General features: G+C 62.8%; 20 protein-coding genes. 9 read left to right on the top strand and 11 right to left on the bottom strand.

The genetic code is table 11. The features are described from left to right. Window positions 1–31: 31 nt before the first annotated feature. The 9 genes from TRIHO_RS02145 to TRIHO_RS02105 all read right to left on the bottom strand — a co-directional run bounded on the left by TRIHO_RS02145 (window position 32) and on the right by TRIHO_RS02105 (window position 9,140). A complete protein-coding gene (locus TRIHO_RS02145) occupies window positions 32–1,096 on the bottom strand; it encodes a type 2 periplasmic-binding domain-containing protein (RefSeq protein WP_082704979.1) in 1,065 nt (354 codons plus the stop codon). Window positions 1,097–1,203: 107 nt separating this feature from the next. After that, window positions 1,204–1,728: a peroxiredoxin-like family protein gene (locus TRIHO_RS02140; RefSeq protein ID WP_068240012.1), complete on the bottom strand. Its 525-nt coding sequence runs from the start codon at window positions 1,726–1,728 to the stop codon at window positions 1,204–1,206. Window positions 1,729–1,731: 3 nt separating this feature from the next. Further along, window positions 1,732–2,370, bottom strand: coding sequence for a glutathione S-transferase family protein (locus tag TRIHO_RS02135; protein ID WP_068240011.1), 639 nt, complete (start codon window positions 2,368–2,370; stop codon window positions 1,732–1,734). A 39-nt stretch (window positions 2,371–2,409) separates the two neighbouring features. After that, a complete protein-coding gene (locus TRIHO_RS02130; RefSeq protein ID WP_068240010.1) occupies window positions 2,410–3,423 on the bottom strand; it encodes a Gfo/Idh/MocA family protein in 1,014 nt (337 codons plus the stop codon). A gap of 260 nt (window positions 3,424–3,683) precedes the next feature. Continuing rightward, window positions 3,684–4,154, bottom strand: coding sequence for a cupin domain-containing protein (locus TRIHO_RS02125; RefSeq protein WP_207498612.1), 471 nt, complete (start codon window positions 4,152–4,154; stop codon window positions 3,684–3,686). 12 nt (window positions 4,155–4,166) lie between these two features. Then, window positions 4,167–5,093, bottom strand: coding sequence for a dihydrodipicolinate synthase family protein (locus tag TRIHO_RS02120; protein ID WP_068240009.1), 927 nt, complete (start codon window positions 5,091–5,093; stop codon window positions 4,167–4,169). A gap of 29 nt (window positions 5,094–5,122) precedes the next feature. Continuing rightward, window positions 5,123–6,298, bottom strand: coding sequence for a zinc-dependent alcohol dehydrogenase (locus TRIHO_RS02115; RefSeq protein WP_082704978.1), 1,176 nt, complete (start codon window positions 6,296–6,298; stop codon window positions 5,123–5,125). Window positions 6,299–6,735: 437 nt separating this feature from the next. Further along, window positions 6,736–8,382, bottom strand: a complete 1,647-nt coding sequence (locus TRIHO_RS02110) for a thiamine pyrophosphate-binding protein (RefSeq protein ID WP_068240005.1) — start codon at window positions 8,380–8,382, stop codon at window positions 6,736–6,738. Window positions 8,383–8,396: 14 nt separating this feature from the next. After that, window positions 8,397–9,140, bottom strand: coding sequence for a FadR/GntR family transcriptional regulator (locus TRIHO_RS02105; RefSeq protein ID WP_068240004.1), 744 nt, complete (start codon window positions 9,138–9,140; stop codon window positions 8,397–8,399). Window positions 9,141–9,288: 148 nt separating this feature from the next. On the opposite strand from TRIHO_RS02105, the gene TRIHO_RS02100 reads away from it, so the two are divergent. The 5 genes from TRIHO_RS02100 to TRIHO_RS02080 are packed head-to-tail and all read left to right on the top strand — an operon-like array spanning window position 9,289 to window position 13,354. After that, the gene (locus TRIHO_RS02100) at window positions 9,289–10,185 is read left to right on the top strand and encodes an NAD(P)-dependent oxidoreductase (protein WP_082704977.1); all 897 of its coding nucleotides are present in this window, start codon (window positions 9,289–9,291) and stop codon (window positions 10,183–10,185) included. 59 nt (window positions 10,186–10,244) lie between these two features. Continuing rightward, window positions 10,245–11,219, top strand: coding sequence for a TRAP transporter substrate-binding protein (locus tag TRIHO_RS02095; protein ID WP_207498610.1), 975 nt, complete (start codon window positions 10,245–10,247; stop codon window positions 11,217–11,219). A 52-nt stretch (window positions 11,220–11,271) separates the two neighbouring features. Continuing rightward, on the top strand, window positions 11,272–12,558 hold the full coding sequence (locus TRIHO_RS02090) for a TRAP transporter large permease (RefSeq protein WP_068240002.1): 1,287 nt from the start codon (window positions 11,272–11,274) through the stop codon (window positions 12,556–12,558). Further along, window positions 12,555–13,028, top strand: a complete 474-nt coding sequence (locus tag TRIHO_RS02085) for a TRAP transporter small permease (RefSeq protein ID WP_068240001.1) — start codon at window positions 12,555–12,557, stop codon at window positions 13,026–13,028. The genes TRIHO_RS02090 and TRIHO_RS02085 overlap by 4 nt, the downstream gene beginning before the upstream one ends. Then, on the top strand, window positions 13,025–13,354 hold the full coding sequence (locus tag TRIHO_RS02080) for an NIPSNAP family protein (protein WP_068239999.1): 330 nt from the start codon (window positions 13,025–13,027) through the stop codon (window positions 13,352–13,354). Before TRIHO_RS02085 ends, TRIHO_RS02080 begins: the two co-directional genes overlap by 4 nt. 135 nt (window positions 13,355–13,489) lie before the next feature. Here TRIHO_RS02080 and TRIHO_RS02075 read toward each other — a convergent pair whose 3' ends face one another. Then, on the bottom strand, window positions 13,490–14,371 hold the full coding sequence (locus TRIHO_RS02075) for a LysR substrate-binding domain-containing protein (RefSeq protein WP_068239997.1): 882 nt from the start codon (window positions 14,369–14,371) through the stop codon (window positions 13,490–13,492). Between the two features lie 186 nt (window positions 14,372–14,557). On the opposite strand from TRIHO_RS02075, the gene TRIHO_RS02070 reads away from it, so the two are divergent. The 3 genes from TRIHO_RS02070 to TRIHO_RS02060 are packed head-to-tail and all read left to right on the top strand — an operon-like array spanning window position 14,558 to window position 18,861. Next, complete coding sequence (locus tag TRIHO_RS02070) at window positions 14,558–16,216, top strand: GMC family oxidoreductase (RefSeq protein ID WP_068239996.1); 1,659 nt, start codon at window positions 14,558–14,560, stop codon at window positions 16,214–16,216. Further along, complete coding sequence (locus tag TRIHO_RS02065; protein ID WP_068239995.1) at window positions 16,206–17,414, top strand: mandelate racemase/muconate lactonizing enzyme family protein; 1,209 nt, start codon at window positions 16,206–16,208, stop codon at window positions 17,412–17,414. Before TRIHO_RS02070 ends, TRIHO_RS02065 begins: the two co-directional genes overlap by 11 nt. Window positions 17,415–17,430: 16 nt before the next feature. Next, window positions 17,431–18,861, top strand: coding sequence for an aldehyde dehydrogenase family protein (locus tag TRIHO_RS02060; RefSeq protein WP_068239994.1), 1,431 nt, complete (start codon window positions 17,431–17,433; stop codon window positions 18,859–18,861). Between the two features lie 138 nt (window positions 18,862–18,999). Here TRIHO_RS02060 and TRIHO_RS02055 read toward each other — a convergent pair whose 3' ends face one another. Further along, a complete protein-coding gene (locus tag TRIHO_RS02055; RefSeq protein WP_068239993.1) occupies window positions 19,000–19,572 on the bottom strand; it encodes a TetR/AcrR family transcriptional regulator in 573 nt (190 codons plus the stop codon). A 100-nt stretch (window positions 19,573–19,672) separates the two neighbouring features. On the opposite strand from TRIHO_RS02055, the gene TRIHO_RS02050 reads away from it, so the two are divergent. Beyond that, the gene (locus TRIHO_RS02050; protein ID WP_207498608.1) at window positions 19,673–20,242 is read left to right on the top strand and encodes a carboxymuconolactone decarboxylase family protein; all 570 of its coding nucleotides are present in this window, start codon (window positions 19,673–19,675) and stop codon (window positions 20,240–20,242) included. Window positions 20,243–20,280: the final 38 nt, after the last annotated feature.

The following is a 20,280-nucleotide window of genomic DNA, read 5'->3' as shown; positions in this document are numbered from 1 at the left end:
CTCCGCCGCCCCCCCGGTCATCTGGCAACAGTCACTTGATGTCGTAACGCACCGGCCAGGCGTAGCCATGCGCCTCGGCCCGCTCCAACGCCAAGTTCAGCACCTGTGACCCCGGCAGGCCCTGCGCATCCAGCGCTTCTGCCTGCGACTGTGGCCAGGGCGCCAGCGCCGAGGCCCAATCCAGCCGCGCCTGCGGGTCGATTTCCTTGACCGTGATCATCCCCCGCAGCTCTTCGACAAGCCGGTCATATTCTGCGCGGTTCTTGCGCCCGGTTTCCTCCTCGAACTCCGCTGCAACCTCCAACAGGATCGGTTTGACGTCTTCGGGCAAGGCCTCAAAGCTGTCCTTGTTCATCGTCAACCCGTGCCAGGTGATGGAGCCAAACCCGGTCAGCGTGTAAAACGGCCCCGGCTCATGGAGCTTCAGATTGACCCAGGCTGACGGGAACATGATCCAGCCTTCATAGACATTGGTCATCATCTCCGAATAGGCATCCGCCAGCGACGACTGCACCGGCAACACCCCGGCATAATCCAGCCAATTGAGGTTCAGCCCCGCTCCGGCGATTTTCTGCCCCTGAAGATCGGACAGATTGTTCCAGTCAAACGACGTCCCGAGGTTATACCCGCCGTCGGCAATCCGCGCCAACAGCACCTGATTGAACTTGTCCTCAAAGACATCGTTCATATAGGGCACTTCCTCGTAGACCTCCTGGGCGACCTGCAGGGAAACCTCAGGGTTCATCGGCCCGAACGGCAGCATTGCCTGGAACGCATGCAGCGGCAAATTCGAGGATTCAAAGCAAAAACACATGCCGCCGATATCCAGGATCCCGTCTTGCACCCCATCGAGCACCTCGGTCACCTTGACGATCGATCCTGAATAGCCTTCGACAAAATTGATCGTATGGTCGGTCCGCGCCTCGACGCGGGATTTCAGCTCCGCCTGAAAAAAGTCGATCATAAGACCTGCATAAACGACGCTGGGCGGATGGCCCGACCCGATCCGCAGGTTGATGTTATCCGCACTGGCGGCAGTCACGCCGATCACGCTGGACGCAGCGAATGCCGCGCCCATGATAAGAGATTTCGTCATGGTTTCCTCCCTAGGACGATAAGCCGCCTTACTGCGTCCCGGGTCCTCCCCCCATGACGCGAAAGCGGGTCTGAATTACGGGAATAACGTCACCTTCCCGCAGGCGTTCAGGTCGCAAAGGTGCCGCGCGCCGGGTAATCCTGCGCCAGGGCGTAGGCCGCCTTTGACAACAGAAATTCCAGGTCCGGGCGGGCCCAGGGCATATTTGCAATATCAACGAGATAGAGCCGACCATCCGGTCTGATCCAGAACAGGCCCGGTTCGGCAAAAATCTCCTGCTCGGTGTCCTTGAACGCTTTTGAGATCCATAACCCCCAGTCGCGGGCCATCTCTGGTGTCAGGTCATAGGCGATGCGCAGCTGCCCCAGCGCCCAGTCCTGCTGGCTGCGTCTGGCAAGTTCGGCATCGTTCATAGAAACCGCAACAACGCTGAAACCCGCCGCCTCGTACTGCTCCAGCAAACCGGACAATTGGGTCAGATAGGCCTTGCACACAGGGCAGTGGTGGCCGCGATAAACAACGATCATCGTAAAGGCGTCTGGGGTCTCGGTCGCCAGGTCAAACCGGCCACCGCCAACAAGCGGCAATGACATCTGCGGCGCGGGACGGTCAGGCATCAGTTTGTGCGACATGGCTCAGCTCTCCTTTGCGCGCAGGCTCTCGTAGGACACCATGACCCCCTCGACATAGGCGGGTCGCTGTTGCAATCGGTCGTAATAGGCCTCAAGCGCAGGCAGGGCCGGGCGGTCGAAGGCCATGGTGAAATAGCGATACAGGCTGGACCCCACGACGATATCGCCAAGCGTCAGCCGCTCTGCGACCAGAAAATCGCGTCCTTCCAGCTGCTGATCCAATAGCTGATAGGCGCTGTTCAACCGCTGTACTGCCGCCGCGCAGGTGCCCGGATCCCGGTCGGCACGCGGCAGGCGCACAGTCTGGTAGAACACGGCCGTCAGCGGGGCAAAGGCGGTGCTTTGAAACCATTCCATCCACATGTCGGCCTGCGCGATCTCGGCCGCAGATCTGCCTTCGACAGCGCCCTTCGAATGGTGCCGTGCGAGATAGCGCAGAATAGCATTGGACTCCCAGAGGACCAGATCGCCATCCACGAGCACCGGCACCAGCTTGTTGGGATTGAGGGCGGCAAATTCCGCTGTATCCAGCCCTCCAAACGCCCCGCCAAGTTCCTGCAATTCATGTGCCATACCCAGCTCTTCCAGCAGCCAGCGCACTTTCTGGACATTGATCGAGGTCTTTCTTCCGTAGAGCTTCATATCGGGTGTCCTTGGGTTTGAGGGGCGTTTGGCAAGGGCTCAGATGTCGCGCAGCCTTACGGTTTGCCCGGTGTCAGAGGAGCGCGCGATTGCCTCCAGGACTTCTATATTGTGCACCATTTCGCGAAGGGTAAATGGATATGGGGCCTCCCCCATGGCCGCGCGGGCAAAGGCCTCCAGATTGGCGGTCACGCTGTCTTCCCAATCAAAACTTTGCTGGACCACATCTTCCCCGCTGCGCGCGCTCAGGACCCGCACCTTGCCATCCGGCGTGTCGGGGTGGCTGTCATTGAGCACTTCGGTCCATTGCTCTGTGCCAAACACATGCATGCGAATGAAATGCGGCGTGTGCAGAACGGCGCTGAAGGTCGCCGTCATTCCGGCCTCGAATTTCATCTGCACAGTGACCACATCGCCGGTTTCCCAGCCCAAAGAGCGATCAGCGGTAAAGGCATGCAGGCTTTCGACCGGGCCAAAGAAGGAAATCATCAGATCCGACAGGTGAATCCCCATCGCGGTCATGCCGGCCGCCGGGCAAACATCTTTACGGGTGCGCCAATCATTGGCCGGAACACCGATCAATTTGTCGTGGCTAAAGGCCGCTTCGGCATGCATGACAGTGCCAAGCACACCGGCCTCCAACTGCTGGCGCAGCAATTGCATCGCAGGTTCAAAACGCCGTTCGTGGCCAATGCCCAGCTGAACGCCGGCGGCTTCACAGGCCTGGACCGAACGGCGCGCACTCTCGGCGGTCAGCCCCAGCGGCTTTTCGCAGAACACATGTTTTCCGGCGGCGGCAACCAGGCAGATCTGTTCCTCATGCAGGGTATTTGGCGTCGTCAGAATAACCGCATCGATGTCATCACGGGCAAGGGCCACGTCAAAATCCGCCCATGGCTCAAGCCCCATGGCGACGATGCCCGGATGGTTCGCCGTCGCGGGTTCGATAATCCCGGCAATGCTGAGCCACGGATGATCCTGCAAGCGTGTCGCAATATGCTTGCCCCACCAGCCGAACCCGGCCACGGCGACTTTGAAGCCTCTGGATGCCATTGATTTTCCCTTTTTCGCGTCCCGCTCCGCGCCAACCAGACGCGTGTCGAACCTGTTGTTCCCCCAAAGCCTAGCGTGCGTCTGATCGCCAAATCAATTGATCTAAAACGATGAAGTATATCAACAAATCAGATACTTGGCCTCTGTCTCAGACACGGCCGCTCACCCCGCGCGCGGTGGGCGCGGGGCAGGCGTTTCCTGACCCGGTCGGACCAGTTTCAACAGCGGATCGACGACCGGAATTCGCTTGTCGATCCGCCCTAATGCGCCGTTTCCGGCGCGTTCAGACGCATGTGATCCGGGATCGGCAGCGGCGCATTCGGACCGTCGATGAATTCAACGGTCGTGAAAATCAGCTCTGTATCGCCGATGTTCTCGACCGCATGCAGCATTTCGTCATCCTTGCCATAGTCAAAATGCCGGGTTTCCCCCTTGTAGTGCTCCACATCGCGGATCTCGCCGGACGAAAAATAGCCCCGCGCCTTGCCATCCACCATCGCTGTCCAGAAATACCGGTTGACGTGCCGGTGAAATCCACACCGTTTGCCGGGCGCGATATGCAGATGCCACACGCGCATGGTCGGCGTTTCAGACACCAGGATCGATCCCACACACCCGTTGTCGCGGCTTTGCAGCATCTCTTGATACAGCCCGTCTGGCCAATGCGCAAAAGCAGCCGGATCGGGGTTCATTTCCACATGATCAGGGCCGTGTGCCCGTGTTTGGGTCATTGTCGTCTCTCCTCAGCTGACAGGTTCGGCGGCAGGCTGCAGTGCCGCGAGATCGGCGCGCAATGCCTCGGCAACCTCCTCGGCAAGCGGGCGCAACGGCGGGGCCATCCGCAGCCAGGCCTTGTCACCGCTCCGCCAGGATTCCGCCGTCTTCATTGCTGCCATCAGCGGATATTTCCCGGCTGTTGCACGGGCCAGGCGCACCTGCTCCATTGCGGAGTCGCGCGCGGGCCCCTCCGGCGCATGGCGCGCGGTCTGCACCAGATTGGCAAAAATGTTTGTCGATCCGGAAATAATCCCGGCAGACCCGATATCGAGCCCTTGCCACAGGAAGGCCTCGGACGAGGGGTAGACGTCGAAATCCTCGGCCACGCCCCCGGTCGCCTCGATGAAAGCGCGCGATTGTTCAAAATCGCCGCTGCTGTCCTTGAGCCCGGCGATCACCGGACCATAGGCCTTGCGCAGCCGCAACACCAACTCGGTCGACAGCGGCACCTGCGACATCTGCGGGAAGTGATAGAGATAGATCCGCAGGTCATCGCGGCCCACCCGCTCGATCAGATCGGCGTAATAGGCAAACAGGCCGTCATCGCTGGGGGACTTGTAGTAATAGGGCGGCAGCACCAGGACGTTGGTGAACCCCGCCTCGACACAGGCCAGTGTCAGCGCCTGACAATCCCGCGCCGATGGTGCGCCGGTGCCAAAGATCACCCGCTCCGCTGCGAAGCCTGCCGCTGCAAATTGTCCGGGCAAGGCCAGCCGGTCGGCCATGGCGATGGAAGTGCCCTCGCCGGTGGTGCCGGTGGGGGCCACCCCATCGCAGCCGCCGTCACGCAGCAGATGTTGGCAATAGCTCACGAGCCGTTCGTGATCGAGACTGCCATCCGCGTGAAACGGAGAAACGGCAGCAGCATAAATGCCTCTGATGGCTTTCGTCATGTCGTTGTCCAATCTTGTCGAAAAGGAAGTCACTTGTCGCCGCCGGATGTGCTCTTGTGCATCGACACCACAACCTTGATCGCATCGTCGATGCGCTCTGCGGCGTATTTCAGCGCCGTGGGCAGTTCATCCATCGGGAAGGTGTGGCTGTGGACGAGCCCCGCGTCGAACCTGCGGTCCGCCATAAACGCCATGGCACGGTGGGTCGCTGACCGCCCCTCGCCCCGGATGCCGTAGAGGTAGATATTGTTGACGGCCAGGGCGCCCAGGTCAAAGTTCACTTTGTTCTTCGGAAAGGCCGCCAGGCAGATCCGCCCGCCCCGATTGGTCATGTGGACCGATTGGTTCACCGTCGTTTCATTGCCGGCACAGTCGATGACGTAATCGGCGCCCTTGCCGGTCAGCTCCTTGACGCGGGCCACCGCGTCTTCCTCGCGCGGGTTGATGATGTAATCAGCCCCCAGCTTGCGGCCGATCTCGTTGCGGCTGTCGCGGGTCCCCACCAGGATCACCGGCGAGGCGCCCAGCGATTTCGCAACCGCAACAGCCAGCAGGCCAATGGGTCCGGGGCCGATCACCACCACGCTTTCTCCGGCGACAAGCCCGCCCAGTTCGGTCAGCCCGTACATGGAGGTGCCGGCGGTGACGACCAGCGTGGCCTCTTCGTCGCTCATGTCATCCGGGACACGGATCATCGTGTTGACGTTGTTGACGACGTATTCGGCAAACCCCCCGTTGGTGGTGAACCCGTTGGCCCGATGGCCCTTGTCATGGTCGCCGTAGTTCTGCCCGTAGTTGTGGCAGGAGGTATACATCCCCATGCGGCAGCGTTTGCATTGGCCGCACCCTGCATGCACTTCGACGGTCACCCGGTCACCGACGGCAAATTGGTCAACACCCGGTCCAAGGGCGGCAACCGTGCCCATGTATTCATGCCCCGGTGTGAAATCCTTGTTGAATGGTGCGCCGCCTTCAACCAGAGCCGGGGTGCCATATTCCAGGATCTCCAGATCCGTGGCACAGATCGCCACTGCATCAACCCGGACCAGCACTTCGGCCCGACCGGGGGTCGGCACCGGTTTGTCGATCATCTTCATTTCGCCCGGGTTCCCCAGAACCCAGGCCCGCATCGAGGCGGGCACCTCCGGTCCGCTGCCGTGTGGCCGTTTATGGGATTGCGGGGCAGTGGAAAGATCGTCGGGCATTGTCTTCTCCGAAGAATATGGTTGACCAATGTGAGCCATTCAGGCGCAAGGGCATTAGAGATCAGCCCCGCCTCAAGATCCAAATTCTTTCGAAAACTGCCATTTTTTAAGGGAAACCAGATGAATTCAGCGATGTGATTGGTCGACCATTGATTCCGCTGAGGCTGGAAATGAACACTGCATTGAGGTCAGCGAACGGCACCTGTCTTCCGGGTCCACCCTGATGCCAGAGGTGATCCCGCAAGGTCTCGACGACACGTGCCAATTGATTTTGGGTGATGCGCTGCGCCGGGTCGGCCAGGGCGCCGGATGCGCGACGGGGCCCGCCGGGTCGCTCTGAGGACCTTCGGTCATGGAACAAGCCCGCTTGCCCACGCTCACCGCCGATCCAGCCCCCCGCCGATCGCTCTCCGGCGGGGGGGCAGTCCTTGTCTCGCTCAGGTCCCTTCGAGCCGCAGCTTGGGGGACAGGGCGGACGGGTCGAGCTTGAGATGCAGGATCGCCGGCAGGCCGCTGTCTCGGGCCGCCTGCAACGCCGGGCCAAAATCCTCGGTCGCGCTGACCGTGGCACCGAACCCGCCATAGGCCCGCGCCAGGGCGGCGAAATCCGGGTTCTTCAACTGCGTGCCGGAGGGGCGACCGGGGTAATGTTTCTGCTGGTGCATGCGGATGGTGCCATACATGCCGTTGTCGACCACAAGCACGATCACATGTGCCTCTTGTTCGCAGGCCACCGCAAATTCCTGCACCACCATCTGGAAACAGCCGTCCCCGGCCAGGCAGATCACCTCGCGCTCCGGGTGCTGCAATTTGGCGGCGATGGCGGCCGGCAGGCCATAACCCATCGACCCGGATGTCGGCGCCAGCTGGGTGCGCCAGCCGCGATAGCGATAATAGCGATGCAGCCAGGCGGAGTAATTGCCCGCGCCGTTGGTCAGGATCGCATCATCGCCAAGGGTCGCGTTGAGATGCGCGATGACCTGTTCCATTTTCAGCGCGCCCGGCGTTTCCTGCGGCTCCTGCCAGGCCTCGTAATCGGCCCGCGCCTCGGAGAGCCACGCGCCCCCCTCGCGCGCCCGTGCCGCCTCTGCCAATTGTATCGCCACCGGACCCGGTTGGGCCACAACCGCCAGATCAGGCCGGTAGACATGGCCGATTTCCGACGGATCCGCATGGATATGGATCAGCGCCTGCGCCGCGGCGGGCGGCGTCAGCAGGGTATAGCCAGAGGTGGTCATCTCGCCCAGCCGGGTACCAAGCGCGAGGATGACATCTGCGTCCCGGACCCGCTGGGCCAGCGCCGGGTTGATGCCGATGCCAACATCGCCAACGTAGTTGGGATGCCGGTTGTCGAGAAAATCCTGACAGCGAAAGGACGCCCCGACCGGCAGCCCCATGGTCTGGGCAAAGACTCCCAGCGCAGTTGCCGCCTCGGCCGACCAGCTGGCGCCGCCGACAATCACCAGGGGCCGTTCGGCCGCCGCCAGCCGATCCACCACGGCGGCGATATCCGCATCCGCCGCCGCACCCGATGGCAGGGTCGCGGCGGCCACGGCAACGGCTGCGGCGGGACCAGACAACATGTCTTCGGGCAGGGCCAGAACCACCGGTCCGGGGCGCCCGGATTGCGCGATGTGGAACGCCCGGCTGACATATTCGGGAATGCGGTCGGCGCGGTCGATCTCTGCCACCCATTTGGCCAGCGGGCCGAACATGGCGCGGTAATCGACCTCCTGAAAGGCTTCGCGGTCGCGCTGGTCACTGGCGACCTGTCCGACGAACAGCACCATCGGGGTGCTGTCCTGAAACGCGACATGCACGCCGCAACTTGCATTGGTGGCGCCGGGACCACGGGTGACAAAGGCCACACCGGGTTTGCCGGTCAGCTTGCCGGTCGCCTCTGCCATCATCGCAGCGCCGCCTTCGTGCCGGGCCACGATCACCTCGATGGCGCTGTCGTGCAGCCCATCCAGCGCCGCAAGAAAACTCTCGCCGGGAATGCAGAACACCCGCTCGACCCCCTGCGCCGCCAGGCACTCCACCAGAAGCGCACCGCCATGCGGCGATGTCTGTGTCTCTTTCATTATGTCGTATCCTTTCAGGCGAAATCTGCGCGCGCGGCAAGCCGCTCCGCCGCGCGTTCAAAACGGGTGCGCGTGGCCGCACGGGCCGCCTCGGCATCCTGGGCATGCAGCGCGTCCAGCACGGCGCGATGCTCCTGCATGATGGCAGGCCCGAATTCCGAGGCCGCGGCGTTTTTCAGAAACGCCGAACGCAGGTTATTCTGGATATTGGTTTCGATCATCGCAACCACCTCGGCATAATAGGGGTTGTTCGAGGCCTCGGTGATGTGACGATACAGCAAAAGCTCGCTGTCCACCCGCGCCTCCAGCGCGTCGGCGGGGCCGCGCGCGTCGGCCTCGGCCATCTGCTGGAACAGCGCGTCGATCTGCGCCATCTGCGCCTCTGTCCGGGTGCTGGCGGCCAGCGCCGAGGCCCCGGCCTGCACTCCGGTGCGCAGCTGCAGCAACTGCACGATCTGCTTGCGTTTTTCAAAACAGGCCGGGCTGATGCGAAAGGACGACCGCTGCGAGGCATCGGTCACAAAGGCCCCCACCCCACGACGCGAATCCACGATCCCGTCGTAGCGCAACAGCGATATCGCCTCGCGCACCACCGTGCGGGCGACGCCAAATCGCTTGGCCAGTTCTGCCTCGGTCGGCAGCCGGTCGCCGGGGGCGAGCTGCCCGCCTTCGATGGCGGCGGTGATCGAAACCGCAACCTCGTCCGGCAGACGGCGCGGCCTGTCGATACGATCAAAAAGCCCAGGGGCATCAGGCATATTGCGAACCTCCAATTGTCGACCTCGGACTGTCTAGCCTTGGCGCGTGTTTAGCGCGCCGGTCGGGCCTCTTCAATTTTTTTATCAGAAAACAGGTTGTCAGACAACCTGTTTTAGTTCTTTCTAGGGGCAGAACGTGGAGGACAAGATGAGAATCGGATTGATCGGGCTGGGCGGCATGGGCCGTGGATTGGCCAAGAACATGGCGGCAAAGGGCGTGGACCTCACGGTGACGGATCTCGACCCGGACCGGGTCGCGCTGGCCGCAAGCCAGGGGGCCACCGCTGCCGAAAGTGTCGCGCAGATGGCGCGGGACTGCCAGGTGCTGATGGTCTGCATCACCACGGCCGAGGCGGTTCAGGCCCTGTGTCTTGGCCCCGATGGCGCATTAGCGGCCATGTCCCCCGGCGATGTCCTGGTTGATCATACCACCGTGTCCGCCGACCATGTGGACGTGATGCGCGCCGCCTGCGACGCGGTTGGTGTGCAGTATTGCGAGGCGCCAATGACCCGCACCCCGGCCCATGCGGACCGAGGCGAGGTCAATATCCTCTTCGGCGGCGAAGAGGATCTGATGGAACGCCTGCGCCCGATCTTTGAAACCTACGCTGAAAACATCTTTCACGTGGGGCCCGCCGGGCACGCGATCCGGCTCAAGCTGATCCACAATTACATCGCCTTTGCCAATGTCGCCTCCTTTTGCGAGGGCTTCGCGCTCGCCGCCAAGGAAGGGCTGGATATGACCAAGGTGATCGGCATCATCTCCGCCGCCGGTGGCAAATCCGGGATGATGGACCTCTACGGTGAAATGACCCTGCTCCGGGATTTCACCCCGCATATGTCGCTCTCGAACGCGCAAAAGGACGTGCGCTACTACGCCGAATGGCTGCAGCAGGCAGGCCTGCCGGGCTTCATGGCGCAATCGGTGCACCAGACCTATGCCCTGGCCTCGATCATGGGGCACGGCGACGAAGGCTGCACCGCCGTCATCAAGGCCTACGAAGACCTCACCGGCGTCGAGGCAAAACTGCCCACGGCGGAATAAACGACCCGTCCTGCGTCCGGGAGAGCGCAGGGCAAAACACATCAAAGGGAGGAAACCACATGATGTTCAAGACCTTGCTCGTATCGGCCGCCACTGCGGCGCTGCTGTCTGGTGCTGCCATGGCGCAGGACGTGACCCTGCGACTGGCGCATTTCGCCGCCGAAACCCACCCCGGCCATATTGCCGCGCAATCCTTTGCCAAGGCCGTGGCAGAGCGCACGGAGGGGGCCATCGCGGTCGACCTTTACCCCGCCAACCAGCTCGGCAGCCCGCCGGAACAGCTGGAACAGACCATTCTCGGTGCAATCGAGATGAACCTGCCGACACAGGGCGGGCTCGACAAATACGAAAAGGCTTTCGGCACCGTGATGACGCCCTTTGCCTTTTCCAGCTATGACCACGCCCATGAGGTGCTCGACGGGCCATTTTCCGACTGGGCCGGTCCCAAGCTCGAAGAACAGGGGCTGGTGCTGCTGTCCAACTGGGAATACGGCTTTCGCAACATCACCAATTCCAAACACCCGATCAACACGCCCGAGGATGTCGCAGGGCTGAAACTGCGCACCCCGCCAGAGCTTCAGATCGTGGCCGCGCTTGAAGGTCTGGGCGCCACCACCACGCAGATCGCCTTTCCCGAACTGCCAAACGCGCTCAACCAGGGTGTTGTGGACGGTCAGGAAAACCCGATTGGCGTGATCTACCACTACAAGCTGAACGACTTTCAGGAAAATCTGGCGCTGACCCGGCACGTCTATAACTCCATGGTGCATGTCATCAACAAGGATGTCTTTGACCAGCTGACCGAAGAGCAGCAGACCATCCTGCGCGAAGAAAGCAAGAAAGCGGGCGACATGATGCGCGCGGCTGTCATCGCACAGGAAGAAGAAGAGATCGCCGCCCTCGAAGCGGCCGGCATGGCGGTCACCCGTCCCGATCTTGCGCCCTTTGCCGCCCTGATGGGGCCCGCCCGTGAACGGGTCGGCGAATACTCCGGGCAGGACAACATGGAGACCTTCCTGAGCTTTCTGAAATAACCCCCGGCCACCCGCAGGGTCGTCCTGCGGGTGGCAGCTGAAGGTCGATGACATGACAACTTTTCTGATACTCGGCGCGCTGCTGATCCTGATCGGGCTGGGCGTACCAATCGCCGTATCGCTTGGGCTGACCGCGGTTGGCTTTTATGCGCTGCAGGGCGATTTCCGCATCCTCGCGATGCTGCCACAACGCATGTTCTCGGCCACCACCGGGTTCACCTTGCTGGCGATCCCGTTTTTCATTCTCGCGGGCACGCTGATGAATACCGGCGGCATAACCGAACGCATCTTTCGCTTTGCCAATGCCTGTGTCGGCCATGTGCGCGGCGGGCTGGGCCAGGTCAACGTGCTGGCCTCGCTGTTCTTTTCCGGCATGTCCGGGGCGGCAGTGGCCGATGCGGCCGGCCTGGGCCAGGTGGAGCTGAAGGCGATGGCCGACAAGGGCTATGACCCGGATTTCAGCGCCGCCATCACCGCCGCCTCTTCGACCATCGGGCCGGTGTTTCCGCCTTCGATCCCCTTTGTGCTCTATTCGTCGATCACCGGCGTTTCGGTGGCCAAGCTGTTTCTGGCCGGCGTGGTGCCGGGCGTGCTGATGGCGCTGGCGCTGATGGCGGCGGTCTGGCTGATGGCCGTCCGCCACAAGATGCCGCGCGCCGATCACATCGACTGGTGCGAAATCTGGCAGAGCTTCAAGGGCGCGGCGCTGTCGCTGCTGACCCCGGTGATCATCATCGCGGGTATCTTTGGCGGCCTCTTCACCCCGACCGAAGCCGGCGTTGCCGCCAGCGCCTATGCAATGTTCCTGTCGATGGTGGTTTACGGCGAAATCAAACCCAGCCAGCTGCCCGGCATTTTCTGGAGCACCCTGCAAAGCACCATCAGCGTGATGTTCGTCATTGCCGCCGCCGGTTTCTTTGGTTGGCTGCTGGTGCATCAGCGGGTGCCGGATGCGCTGGTCTCCTCGATGATCGGCTTTTCGGACTCGCCCGCCGTGATCCTTGCCATTGTGGTGCTGATCCTGCTGGTGCTTGGCATGTTCCTCGAAGGGATCGCCGTCATCGTGCTGACCGTGCCGCTGTTTGCGCCGGTGATGGCACAGATCGGCGTTGATCCGATCCAATTCGGCGTCATCATGATCATGTGTTCCATGCTGGGGCTGCTGACGCCGCCGGTGGGGATGGTCCTGTTTGCCGTGTCGGCCGTGGCCAATATGTCCGTGGGCCGCCTGTCCCGGGCGCTGACCCCCTATCTGATCGGGCTGGCGCTGGTGCTGCTTTTGGTGGTCTGCGTGCCGGCGGTTTCAACCTGGCTGCCCTATATGGTGCTGGGCCAATGAAACAGCTGGATCATCTCATCGGCCACCTGCTGCGCGCTGTCCCGATTGCCTGCCTCGGCGCGCTGTTTACCCTGCTCTTTGTGAACGTCGTGGCGCGCACGCTTCAGCTGGCCGGTTTCGCCTGGTTTGACGAGATCGTGCAGGGGCTGTTTGCCTGGATGGTCTTTGCCGGGGCGGCGGCGCTCTGGCGCGAACACGGCCATTTCCAGGTGCTCTGGCTGGTCGAGGTCCTGTCCCCCGGCCCGGCCCGCGCGCTGCGTGTTCTGATTGCCCTGCTGGCGCTGTGTTTTCTGGTCACCATGACCTGGCACGGCGCCACGCTCACCGCCAAGGCCCGGGCCCTGACCCCGATCCTCGGCCTGCCGACATCCTATTTTTATGCCGCGATCCCGGTCTCGGGCGCGGTGATGATCGCCTATGCCCTGGCCGATCTGTTCCGACTCCTCAGACAAAAGGACCCCTCCGTATGATTCTGGATCATCGCACCTACACCTGCCACCCCGGCCGCATCAAAAAACACATGAAGCTTTACGAAGACCACGGCTGGGAGGCGCAGCGCCGTCATCTGGGCGAACCGGTGGTCTATGGCGCGGTCGAAACCGGCGACGTCAATTCCTACGTCCATATCTGGGTCTATGAGGACGCCGCCGACCGCGCGGCCAAGCGGGCGGCCCTCGCCGCCGATCCGGAGTGGCAGGCCTTCCTCAAGCTGAGCGCCGAAAGCGGCAATCTCGCCAGTCAGGTCAACACCATCCTGACCCCGGCGCCGTTCTTTGGCAAACCCGCCAAAGGCTGACAGCCAAGGTCACAGACATCCGAAAGCCCCCGCCCTCAGGATGACAGCGGGGGCTTTCCTGTCGCATGGCCCCCGGACTTGATCGCCGACAGACCGGCGCGGGACTGGTCTCAGGCCGCGTGCAACCGCGCCGGGCTATGGCGACGTTTCATTCATGAGCCAGCTGCGAAAGGCCTCGATCTCATTGCGCCCCTCTGCGTCATCGCGCACCACGAGGTAATAGGCCTCCCGGATCGGCAAGCGGTACTCAAAGGGCGAAACCAGATCGCCACGTTCCAGAAACGTCTGTGAAAAACTTTTGTGGATCAAGGCGGTGCCAAACCCCGCCGCAATGGTCTGAAGCGCGATCAACGACGAATCCGCCTTCATCCAGACCAGGGGCTCCGGGCAGTCCAGTTCGAACAGATCCGACAGGCGGCGCCATTCAATCTCAGAGCCAAACACCGGCACGACACCTGCCGCCAGAACCTCCTGAATGCGCGGCGCGGCACCAAAGGAGGCTAGGTGATCGGGGTGACAGACAAGGGTCGCCACCTCCTCGCCCAGCTTCCAGATTTCATCCTCCGCCCAATGGCCGGTGCCATATCGTATGTCGATATCGATGGTTTCGTGATCCATCCGATCCGACCAGACAGCCGTAGACAATGCGATTTCGATATCCGGATACAGGTCGTGAAACGACTTCAGCCGAGGCGCCAGAACCAGCGTGGCGTAGCTGATCGAGGCCCGGATGCGGATCTTTCTCTTGCGCCGGACGGTAAACAGGCCTTCGGTCGCGTCCTGCATCTCGGCAAAGGATTTTCGCACCGGCAAGGCATAGGCCTGCCCCATATCCGTCAGCGCCACCCCGCGCGGCAGGCGCCGGAACAATTGCGTGCCCAGATGCTGTTCCAGCAACCGGATCTGCTGGCTGACAGCCGCCGGAGTCAGATTCAACTCGGCTGCGGCGTCGGAAAAACTGCTGTGGCGCGCGGCGGCTTCAAAAGCTCTCAACCATGTCACATGGGGCAGTCGCATGGAAATCCTTCACCCTGTCATGCGCCGGGCGGTCACCAAGCGTTCGCCAGAAAGATACCGCACATGTTGGCAAAGGGAAGCCCGCGACCACCAAAAGGAACCACCCCATTGGGGCAAGAACGATTGTTTGTCAGCACCGCCCCAGTGCGATCACATCCGCCAGGCGACTTTGGGGACGATTGCGGCATGCCTGATCCTACTTTTGACTACATCGTTGTCGGTGCGGGCTCGGCCGGTTGCGCGCTTGTTGAACGGTTGACCCGTGACGGCAAAACCCGTGTCCTGTTGATCGAGGCGGGCGGCTCGGACCGGCGCTTCTGGATCAAGGTGCCCATCGGATATGGCGTCAACTTCGCCAATCCCCGCCTGAACTGGGGCTACCACGCCGAAGCCGAAGAGACCCTCAACGGACGGCGTATCTACTGGCCACGGGGAAAGGTCATCGGTGGATCAAGCTCGATCAACGCGATGGCCTATATGCGGGGCCTGCCGCATGATTTCGACGATTGGGAAGCGGCGGGCGCGACCGGATGGTCCTGGGCCGCGGTGCAGCCGGCCTTTGACCGGATCGAGCGGCGCCTGGAGCGCAGCGCCGACGGCAAACCGCGCGAGCAGGGCGCGGGCCTGCTGACGATCAGCGACCTGCGCGACCAGATGAACCCGTTCTCGCAACGCTTCCTCGCCGCCGCCCAGGACTGCGGTTGGCCCGCCTGCGACGATCTGAGCCGCACCCTCGGGGAATCCGTCGGATATTACCGCAGCACCGTACGCCACGGCCTGCGCTTTTCCGCCGCCGACGCGTTCCTGACCCCGGCGCGACGCCGCCCAAATCTGCAGGTCGTTTCCAATGCCATGGTCGAACGGGTGTTGTTCGACGGTTCCCGGGCCACCGGGCTGACCTATCGGGTCGGGGACCAAACCATGCATGTCACCGCAGGGCGCGAGATCATCCTCTGTGCCGGTGCGGTCAACTCGCCCAAGCTCCTGCAGCTTTCGGGGGTCGGCCCGGCGTCGCTGCTGCGCGGATTGGGGGTCACCCCGCTGCACCACCTGCCAGAAGTCGGGCGTGGCCTGCAGGACCATTTGGCGATTTCCTACATGTACCGGGCCACACAACCGACCTTGAACAACATTCTCGGCCGGGTGCCGCCGCGTCTTCTGGCCGGGGTTCGCTATCTGATGACACGCCGGGGCCCGCTGAGCGTGCCGGTCAACCAGGTCGGGGGATATGTTCAAAGCACACCGGACACCACCCGGCCCGACATGCAGATCTATTGCAACCCGCTGTCCTACTGGAATGCGCCGGACGGCCGGCCGCTTCTGGACCGCGATCCCGGCTATTTGCTCTGCGCACAGCTGTGTCGACCGACCAGCCGGGGCGAGATCACGATCCGATCCGCCGACCCCCGCGCGGCCCCGCTGATCCGCCCCAATTCCCTGGCGACCCCGTATGATCAGATGGGCGCCCGGCGCGCCATCGACATCATCAATCGTCTGGCCACCTCCCCGGCCCTCGCCGGTGTCACGCAGGCGCGCCTGATCCCCGACCCCGGCCAGACGGACACCGATGCCCTGATGGATGATTTTCGACAGCGCGCCTCCACCGTCTTTCACCCGACCTCCACCTGCCGCATGGGCCACGGCCCAGCAGACTCCGTTCTGGATGGGCGTTTGCGGGTGCATGGTCTCAGCGGACTGAGAGTGGTCGACAGTGCCGCCTTTCCGGCCGTGACCTCCGGCAACACCAATGCCCCGACGATCATGCTGGCGACGCGGGCCGCGGAAATGATCCTGGAAGACGCCATCACCGGGGCAGACAAAAGGAGACTGGCCCATGCGCCTTGAGACGATCGAAACCTTCGTGTTTGGCAACCCCCCGCCCCGCCATGGCGGGCGCTATTTCATCTTTGTCCGGCTCACCACGGCCTGTGGCATCACCGGCGTTGGCGAGATCTACAACGCCACCTTTGGTCCCGATGTCGTGACCGCCATGGCGGTCGACATGTTCACCCGCCAGTTTGAAGGCGCCGATCCGCACCACATCGAACGGCTCTGGCGGCAAAGCTATGGCGCCGGTTTCACCCAGCGACCCGACGTGACCGTCATGGGGGTTCTCAGCGGGCTCGAGATGGCATGCTGGGACATCATCGGCAAAGCGGCGGACCAGCCGGTCTATCAGCTTCTGGGCGGTCTGGTGAACCCGCGTCTGCGCAGCTACACCTACCTTTACCCGCCCGCTGGCGACGTCTATCCGGAACCGGGCGCACCCAGCGTCTATGACGATCCCGACCTCGCGGCAGAGGTGGCCGTGCAGATGGTCGACAAGGGGTTCACCGCGGTGAAATTCGACCCCGCCGGCCCCTATTCGATCTATGACGGCCATCAGCCCCGGCTGGAGGACCTCACCCGGTCCGAGCTTTTTTGCAAACGCATCCGCGAGGCGGTCGGCGACCGGGCGGACCTGCTGTTCGGCACCCATGGGCAGTTCACCGTATCCGGCGCCAAACGCATGGCGCGCCGGTTGGAACGCTACGATCCCTTGTGGTTCGAGGAACCCACCACGCCGGAAAATCCCGCCGACATGGCCGAAATCGCCCGGTTCACGTCGGTGCCGGTGGCGGCCGGGGAACGGCTTTGCACCAAACACGAATTCGCCCGCCTGCTCGAAGCGGGCGCCGCCTCCATCCTGCAAATGAACCTGGGCCGGGTCGGCGGGCTGCTGGAGGCCAAAAAGATTGCCGGACTGGCCGAAACCCGACAGGCGCAAATCGCGCCGCATCTTTATTGCGGCCCCGTGGTGGCGGCGGCAAACATCCAGATCGCCGCCTGCAGCCCGAACTGTCTGATCCTGGAAAGCATCGGCACGTTTGACGGCCCGTATATGTCCTGCCTCAAATCCGATATCACATGGGAAGACGGGTATGTCATTCCGCCCACCGCGCCGGGCCTGGGCGTGGAGCTCAACGATGCGGTGCTCGCCGCGTCACCTTATACCGGCACGGAGCTGCATCTGACGATGGATCCGCACCCGGTCACCCCCTGACGCCAAGAGGACGACAATGAACACCCTGGACAAATTCTATATCAACGGCGCGTGGGTCCGCCCGCTCGGCAACGAAACCCTGCCCATCAAGAACCCCGCGCAGAACAGCCAGATCGGTACGCTGACTTTGGGCAACAGCGCCGATGTGGACCGCGCGGTGGCCGCGGCCAAGGTCGCCTTTGACAGTTTTTCGCTGACCACCCGACAAGAGCGCCTGACGCTGCTGCACAAGCTGTTGGCGGTGACCAAACGCCGACAGGGCGACCTCGCCCGGGCGATCACCACCGAAATGGGCGCTCCGACCACCATGTCCTACGACGTGCAGGCCGAAAGCGGCATCGGCCATCTGGTGTCCTTTATCGAGGCCCTGGAACAACACGTTGAACACGAAACCCTGCCCAACGGCGATCTCCTGACCCGAGACCCCATCGGCGTCGTCGGCATGATCACGCCGTGGAACTGGCCGATCAACCAGATCGCGCTCAAGGTGATCCCGGCCCTGGCCACCGGTGCGACCTGCGTTCTGAAACCGTCGGAACATACCCCCCTGTCGGCGCAAATCTATGCCGAGATCGTGCATGAGGCAGGGTATCCAGCCGGGGTGTTCAACCTCGTGCACGGGGATGGCCCGACCGTTGGGGCCGCCCTTGCGGCCCATCCCGATGTCGCCATGGTCTCGTTTACCGGCTCGACCCGCGCCGGAACCGAGGTCTCCCGCGCGGCCGCTGCGGGGATCAAACGCGTGACCTTGGAACTGGGTGGCAAATCGCCGAACCTCGTGTTTGCCGATTGCGATCTGGAAACCCGTATCCCCGAAGGCATCGCCGCCTGTTTTGACAACACCGGGCAGTCCTGCAACGCCCCGACGCGCATGCTGGTCGACCGCAGCGTCTATGATCAGGCGCTTCGCCTGGCCTCCCGCGCCGCCGAAACGCAACAGGTCGACGACCCCGCCAAACCCGGCGATCACATCGGTCCGCTCTTTGATGAAATCCAATATGACCGGGTGCAGGCCATGATCGAAAAAGGCATCGACGAAGGCGCCACCCTGCTGGCGGGCGGGCTCGGCAAACCTGACGGGCTGGAACACGGCTGGTATGCGCGCCCGACAATCTTTGCCGATGTCACCAATGACATGGCAATCGCGCGCGAGGAAATCTTTGGCCCGGTGCTGGTGATGATCCCCTTTGACACCGAGGAAGAGGCCATCGCGCTGGCCAACGATACAGACTATGGGTTGGCCGCCTATGTTCAGACCGGTGATCCTGCGCGCGCGGATCGTGTCATCAGACGTCTGCGCGCCGGTGTAATTTCGGTCAACGGGCGCGACACCGCCTATGGCTCCCCCTTCGGCGGATACAAGAAATCCGGCAACGGGCGGGAAGGCGGTCGTTTCGGGCTTGAGGACTATCTCGAAATCAAGGTGCGGGCCCCGTTTCAGCCCTAGCGCAGGCAAAGCGCGCCGCGCCACCGGTCCCCGACGTCACCTGTGTGCGTCGGGGTCGCTCCGCCGGACCGTGCAAGACGCCCACTTGGGCCGCGCCCACGGGTGACCGCGACCGCGACCGGTCATCGCACAGCACTATCAAAGCCGGTCCAGCCCTTCGCCGATCTGACGCGCGATGCCCATTGCCTTTGGTCCCATCCGCTCGGCCGAAACCCGCAGCCCCATCAGGTCGGATTGGTATTTCTGCGCCAGCGCAACCGGGTCGTGCTCGGCTGCGATGATCTCTGCCGCCTGCGCCTGCCGAAACAATTCGGTGAACCGGGCCTCCATGCCGCGCAGATGGGCATCCGCACGCGCCGCCAGCGGATGGTCGCGCTGGTGCAGCTCGATCAGCGTCTTTGCCAGCATACAGGCCCGGGCCGGGGCGTTCCCCTCTTCGAGGATCAAAACCGGATAGCGTTTGAGCGCGCCCAACGGACCCTCCGCCTCGGTCAACGCCTCAAGACGCCGCGCGCCATCCTCGGCATAGGTGTCCAACGCCAGGCCAAACAGCGCATCTTTTGACCCGAACGCAGCATAGAAGCTGCCCGGCTTCAGCTTCAGCTCCGCCTCAAGATCCTTGAGCGACGTTCCCGCCCAGCCCTGTTTCCAGAACAGATCACGGGCCCGGGCAATCAAATCTGTTCGGTCGAAACTGGGCTTGCGGGGCATCGGATCACCATGAGTTGAGCAATCACTCAAATATATACTTGAGTGATTGCTCAAGAAAGACTAAATCGAAGGCAGACGCAACACAGTGAAGGATTCTGACATGCTGAATTTCCCCTCCCACGACCAGGACACCGCGCCCGAGGCCTCCAAGCCGCTGCTCGAAAAGTCCCAAAAGGCCTTTGGCCGCCTGCCCGGCCTGCACAAGGTCCTGGCCGAAAGCCCCCAGGCCTATGAAGGCTACCAGGTGCTGCACAAGCTGTTCACCGAGACCGATTTTGACGCCGACGAGCTGACCGTAGTCTGGCAATCCATCAACGTGGAACATGCCTGCCACTATTGCGTCCCGGCCCACACCGGCATTGCAAAGAACATGAAGGTGTCCGACGACATCACCGAGGCGCTGCGCAACGAAACGCCGCTGCCGAGCGCCAAGCTCGAAGCCCTGCGCACCTTTACGGTGCAGATGGTACGCGAACGCGGCAACGTCAGCGAAGCGCAGATGCAAGCCTTCTTTGACGCAGGCTACGGCCACCGCGCGGTTCTGGACGTGATCCTCGGCCTGGCGCAGAAAACCATGTCCAACTACGTCAACCACGTTGCTGAAACACCCGTCGACGCGGTGTTCAAGCCCCTGGAATGGACCCGCAGCGACACACCGCTGGAGGTCTGACAGACCGACGTTCCGGCCCGCGCGCCACAGCGCGCGGG

It is taken from the genome of Tritonibacter horizontis (genome assembly GCF_001518015.1).
Taxonomy (GTDB): Bacteria; Pseudomonadota; Alphaproteobacteria; order Rhodobacterales; family Rhodobacteraceae; genus Epibacterium; species Epibacterium horizontis.
The sequence above is the reverse complement of the archived record's forward strand: the minus strand, read 5'-3'. Positions and strand labels throughout refer to the sequence as shown.

Excerpts from the sequence above, each read along its gene's own strand:
- TRIHO_RS02080 (WP_068239999.1), top strand. The coding sequence starts at position 13,025 with ATGATTCTGGATCATCGCACCTACACCTGCCACCCCGGCCGCATCAAA.
- TRIHO_RS02120 (WP_068240009.1), bottom strand. The coding sequence starts at position 5,093 with ATGACGAAAGCCATCAGAGGCATTTATGCTGCTGCCGTTTCTCCGTTT.
- TRIHO_RS02115 (WP_082704978.1), bottom strand. The coding sequence starts at position 6,298 with ATGCCCGACGATCTTTCCACTGCCCCGCAATCCCATAAACGGCCACAC.
- TRIHO_RS02110 (WP_068240005.1), bottom strand. The coding sequence starts at position 8,382 with ATGAAAGAGACACAGACATCGCCGCATGGCGGTGCGCTTCTGGTGGAG.
- TRIHO_RS02135 (WP_068240011.1), bottom strand. The coding sequence starts at position 2,370 with ATGAAGCTCTACGGAAGAAAGACCTCGATCAATGTCCAGAAAGTGCGC.
- TRIHO_RS02125 (WP_207498612.1), bottom strand. The coding sequence starts at position 4,154 with ATGACCCAAACACGGGCACACGGCCCTGATCATGTGGAAATGAACCCC.
- TRIHO_RS02065 (WP_068239995.1), top strand. The coding sequence starts at position 16,206 with ATGCGCCTTGAGACGATCGAAACCTTCGTGTTTGGCAACCCCCCGCCC.
- TRIHO_RS02075 (WP_068239997.1), bottom strand. The coding sequence starts at position 14,371 with ATGCGACTGCCCCATGTGACATGGTTGAGAGCTTTTGAAGCCGCCGCG.
- TRIHO_RS02050 (WP_207498608.1), top strand. The coding sequence starts at position 19,673 with ATGCTGAATTTCCCCTCCCACGACCAGGACACCGCGCCCGAGGCCTCC.
- TRIHO_RS02055 (WP_068239993.1), bottom strand. The coding sequence starts at position 19,572 with ATGCCCCGCAAGCCCAGTTTCGACCGAACAGATTTGATTGCCCGGGCC.
- TRIHO_RS02095 (WP_207498610.1), top strand. The coding sequence starts at position 10,245 with ATGATGTTCAAGACCTTGCTCGTATCGGCCGCCACTGCGGCGCTGCTG.
- TRIHO_RS02085 (WP_068240001.1), top strand. The coding sequence starts at position 12,555 with ATGAAACAGCTGGATCATCTCATCGGCCACCTGCTGCGCGCTGTCCCG.
- TRIHO_RS02145 (WP_082704979.1), bottom strand. The coding sequence starts at position 1,096 with ATGACGAAATCTCTTATCATGGGCGCGGCATTCGCTGCGTCCAGCGTG.
- TRIHO_RS02090 (WP_068240002.1), top strand. The coding sequence starts at position 11,272 with ATGACAACTTTTCTGATACTCGGCGCGCTGCTGATCCTGATCGGGCTG.
- TRIHO_RS02140 (WP_068240012.1), bottom strand. The coding sequence starts at position 1,728 with ATGTCGCACAAACTGATGCCTGACCGTCCCGCGCCGCAGATGTCATTG.
- TRIHO_RS02105 (WP_068240004.1), bottom strand. The coding sequence starts at position 9,140 with ATGCCTGATGCCCCTGGGCTTTTTGATCGTATCGACAGGCCGCGCCGT.
- TRIHO_RS02060 (WP_068239994.1), top strand. The coding sequence starts at position 17,431 with ATGAACACCCTGGACAAATTCTATATCAACGGCGCGTGGGTCCGCCCG.
- TRIHO_RS02100 (WP_082704977.1), top strand. The coding sequence starts at position 9,289 with ATGAGAATCGGATTGATCGGGCTGGGCGGCATGGGCCGTGGATTGGCC.
- TRIHO_RS02130 (WP_068240010.1), bottom strand. The coding sequence starts at position 3,423 with ATGGCATCCAGAGGCTTCAAAGTCGCCGTGGCCGGGTTCGGCTGGTGG.
- TRIHO_RS02070 (WP_068239996.1), top strand. The coding sequence starts at position 14,558 with ATGCCTGATCCTACTTTTGACTACATCGTTGTCGGTGCGGGCTCGGCC.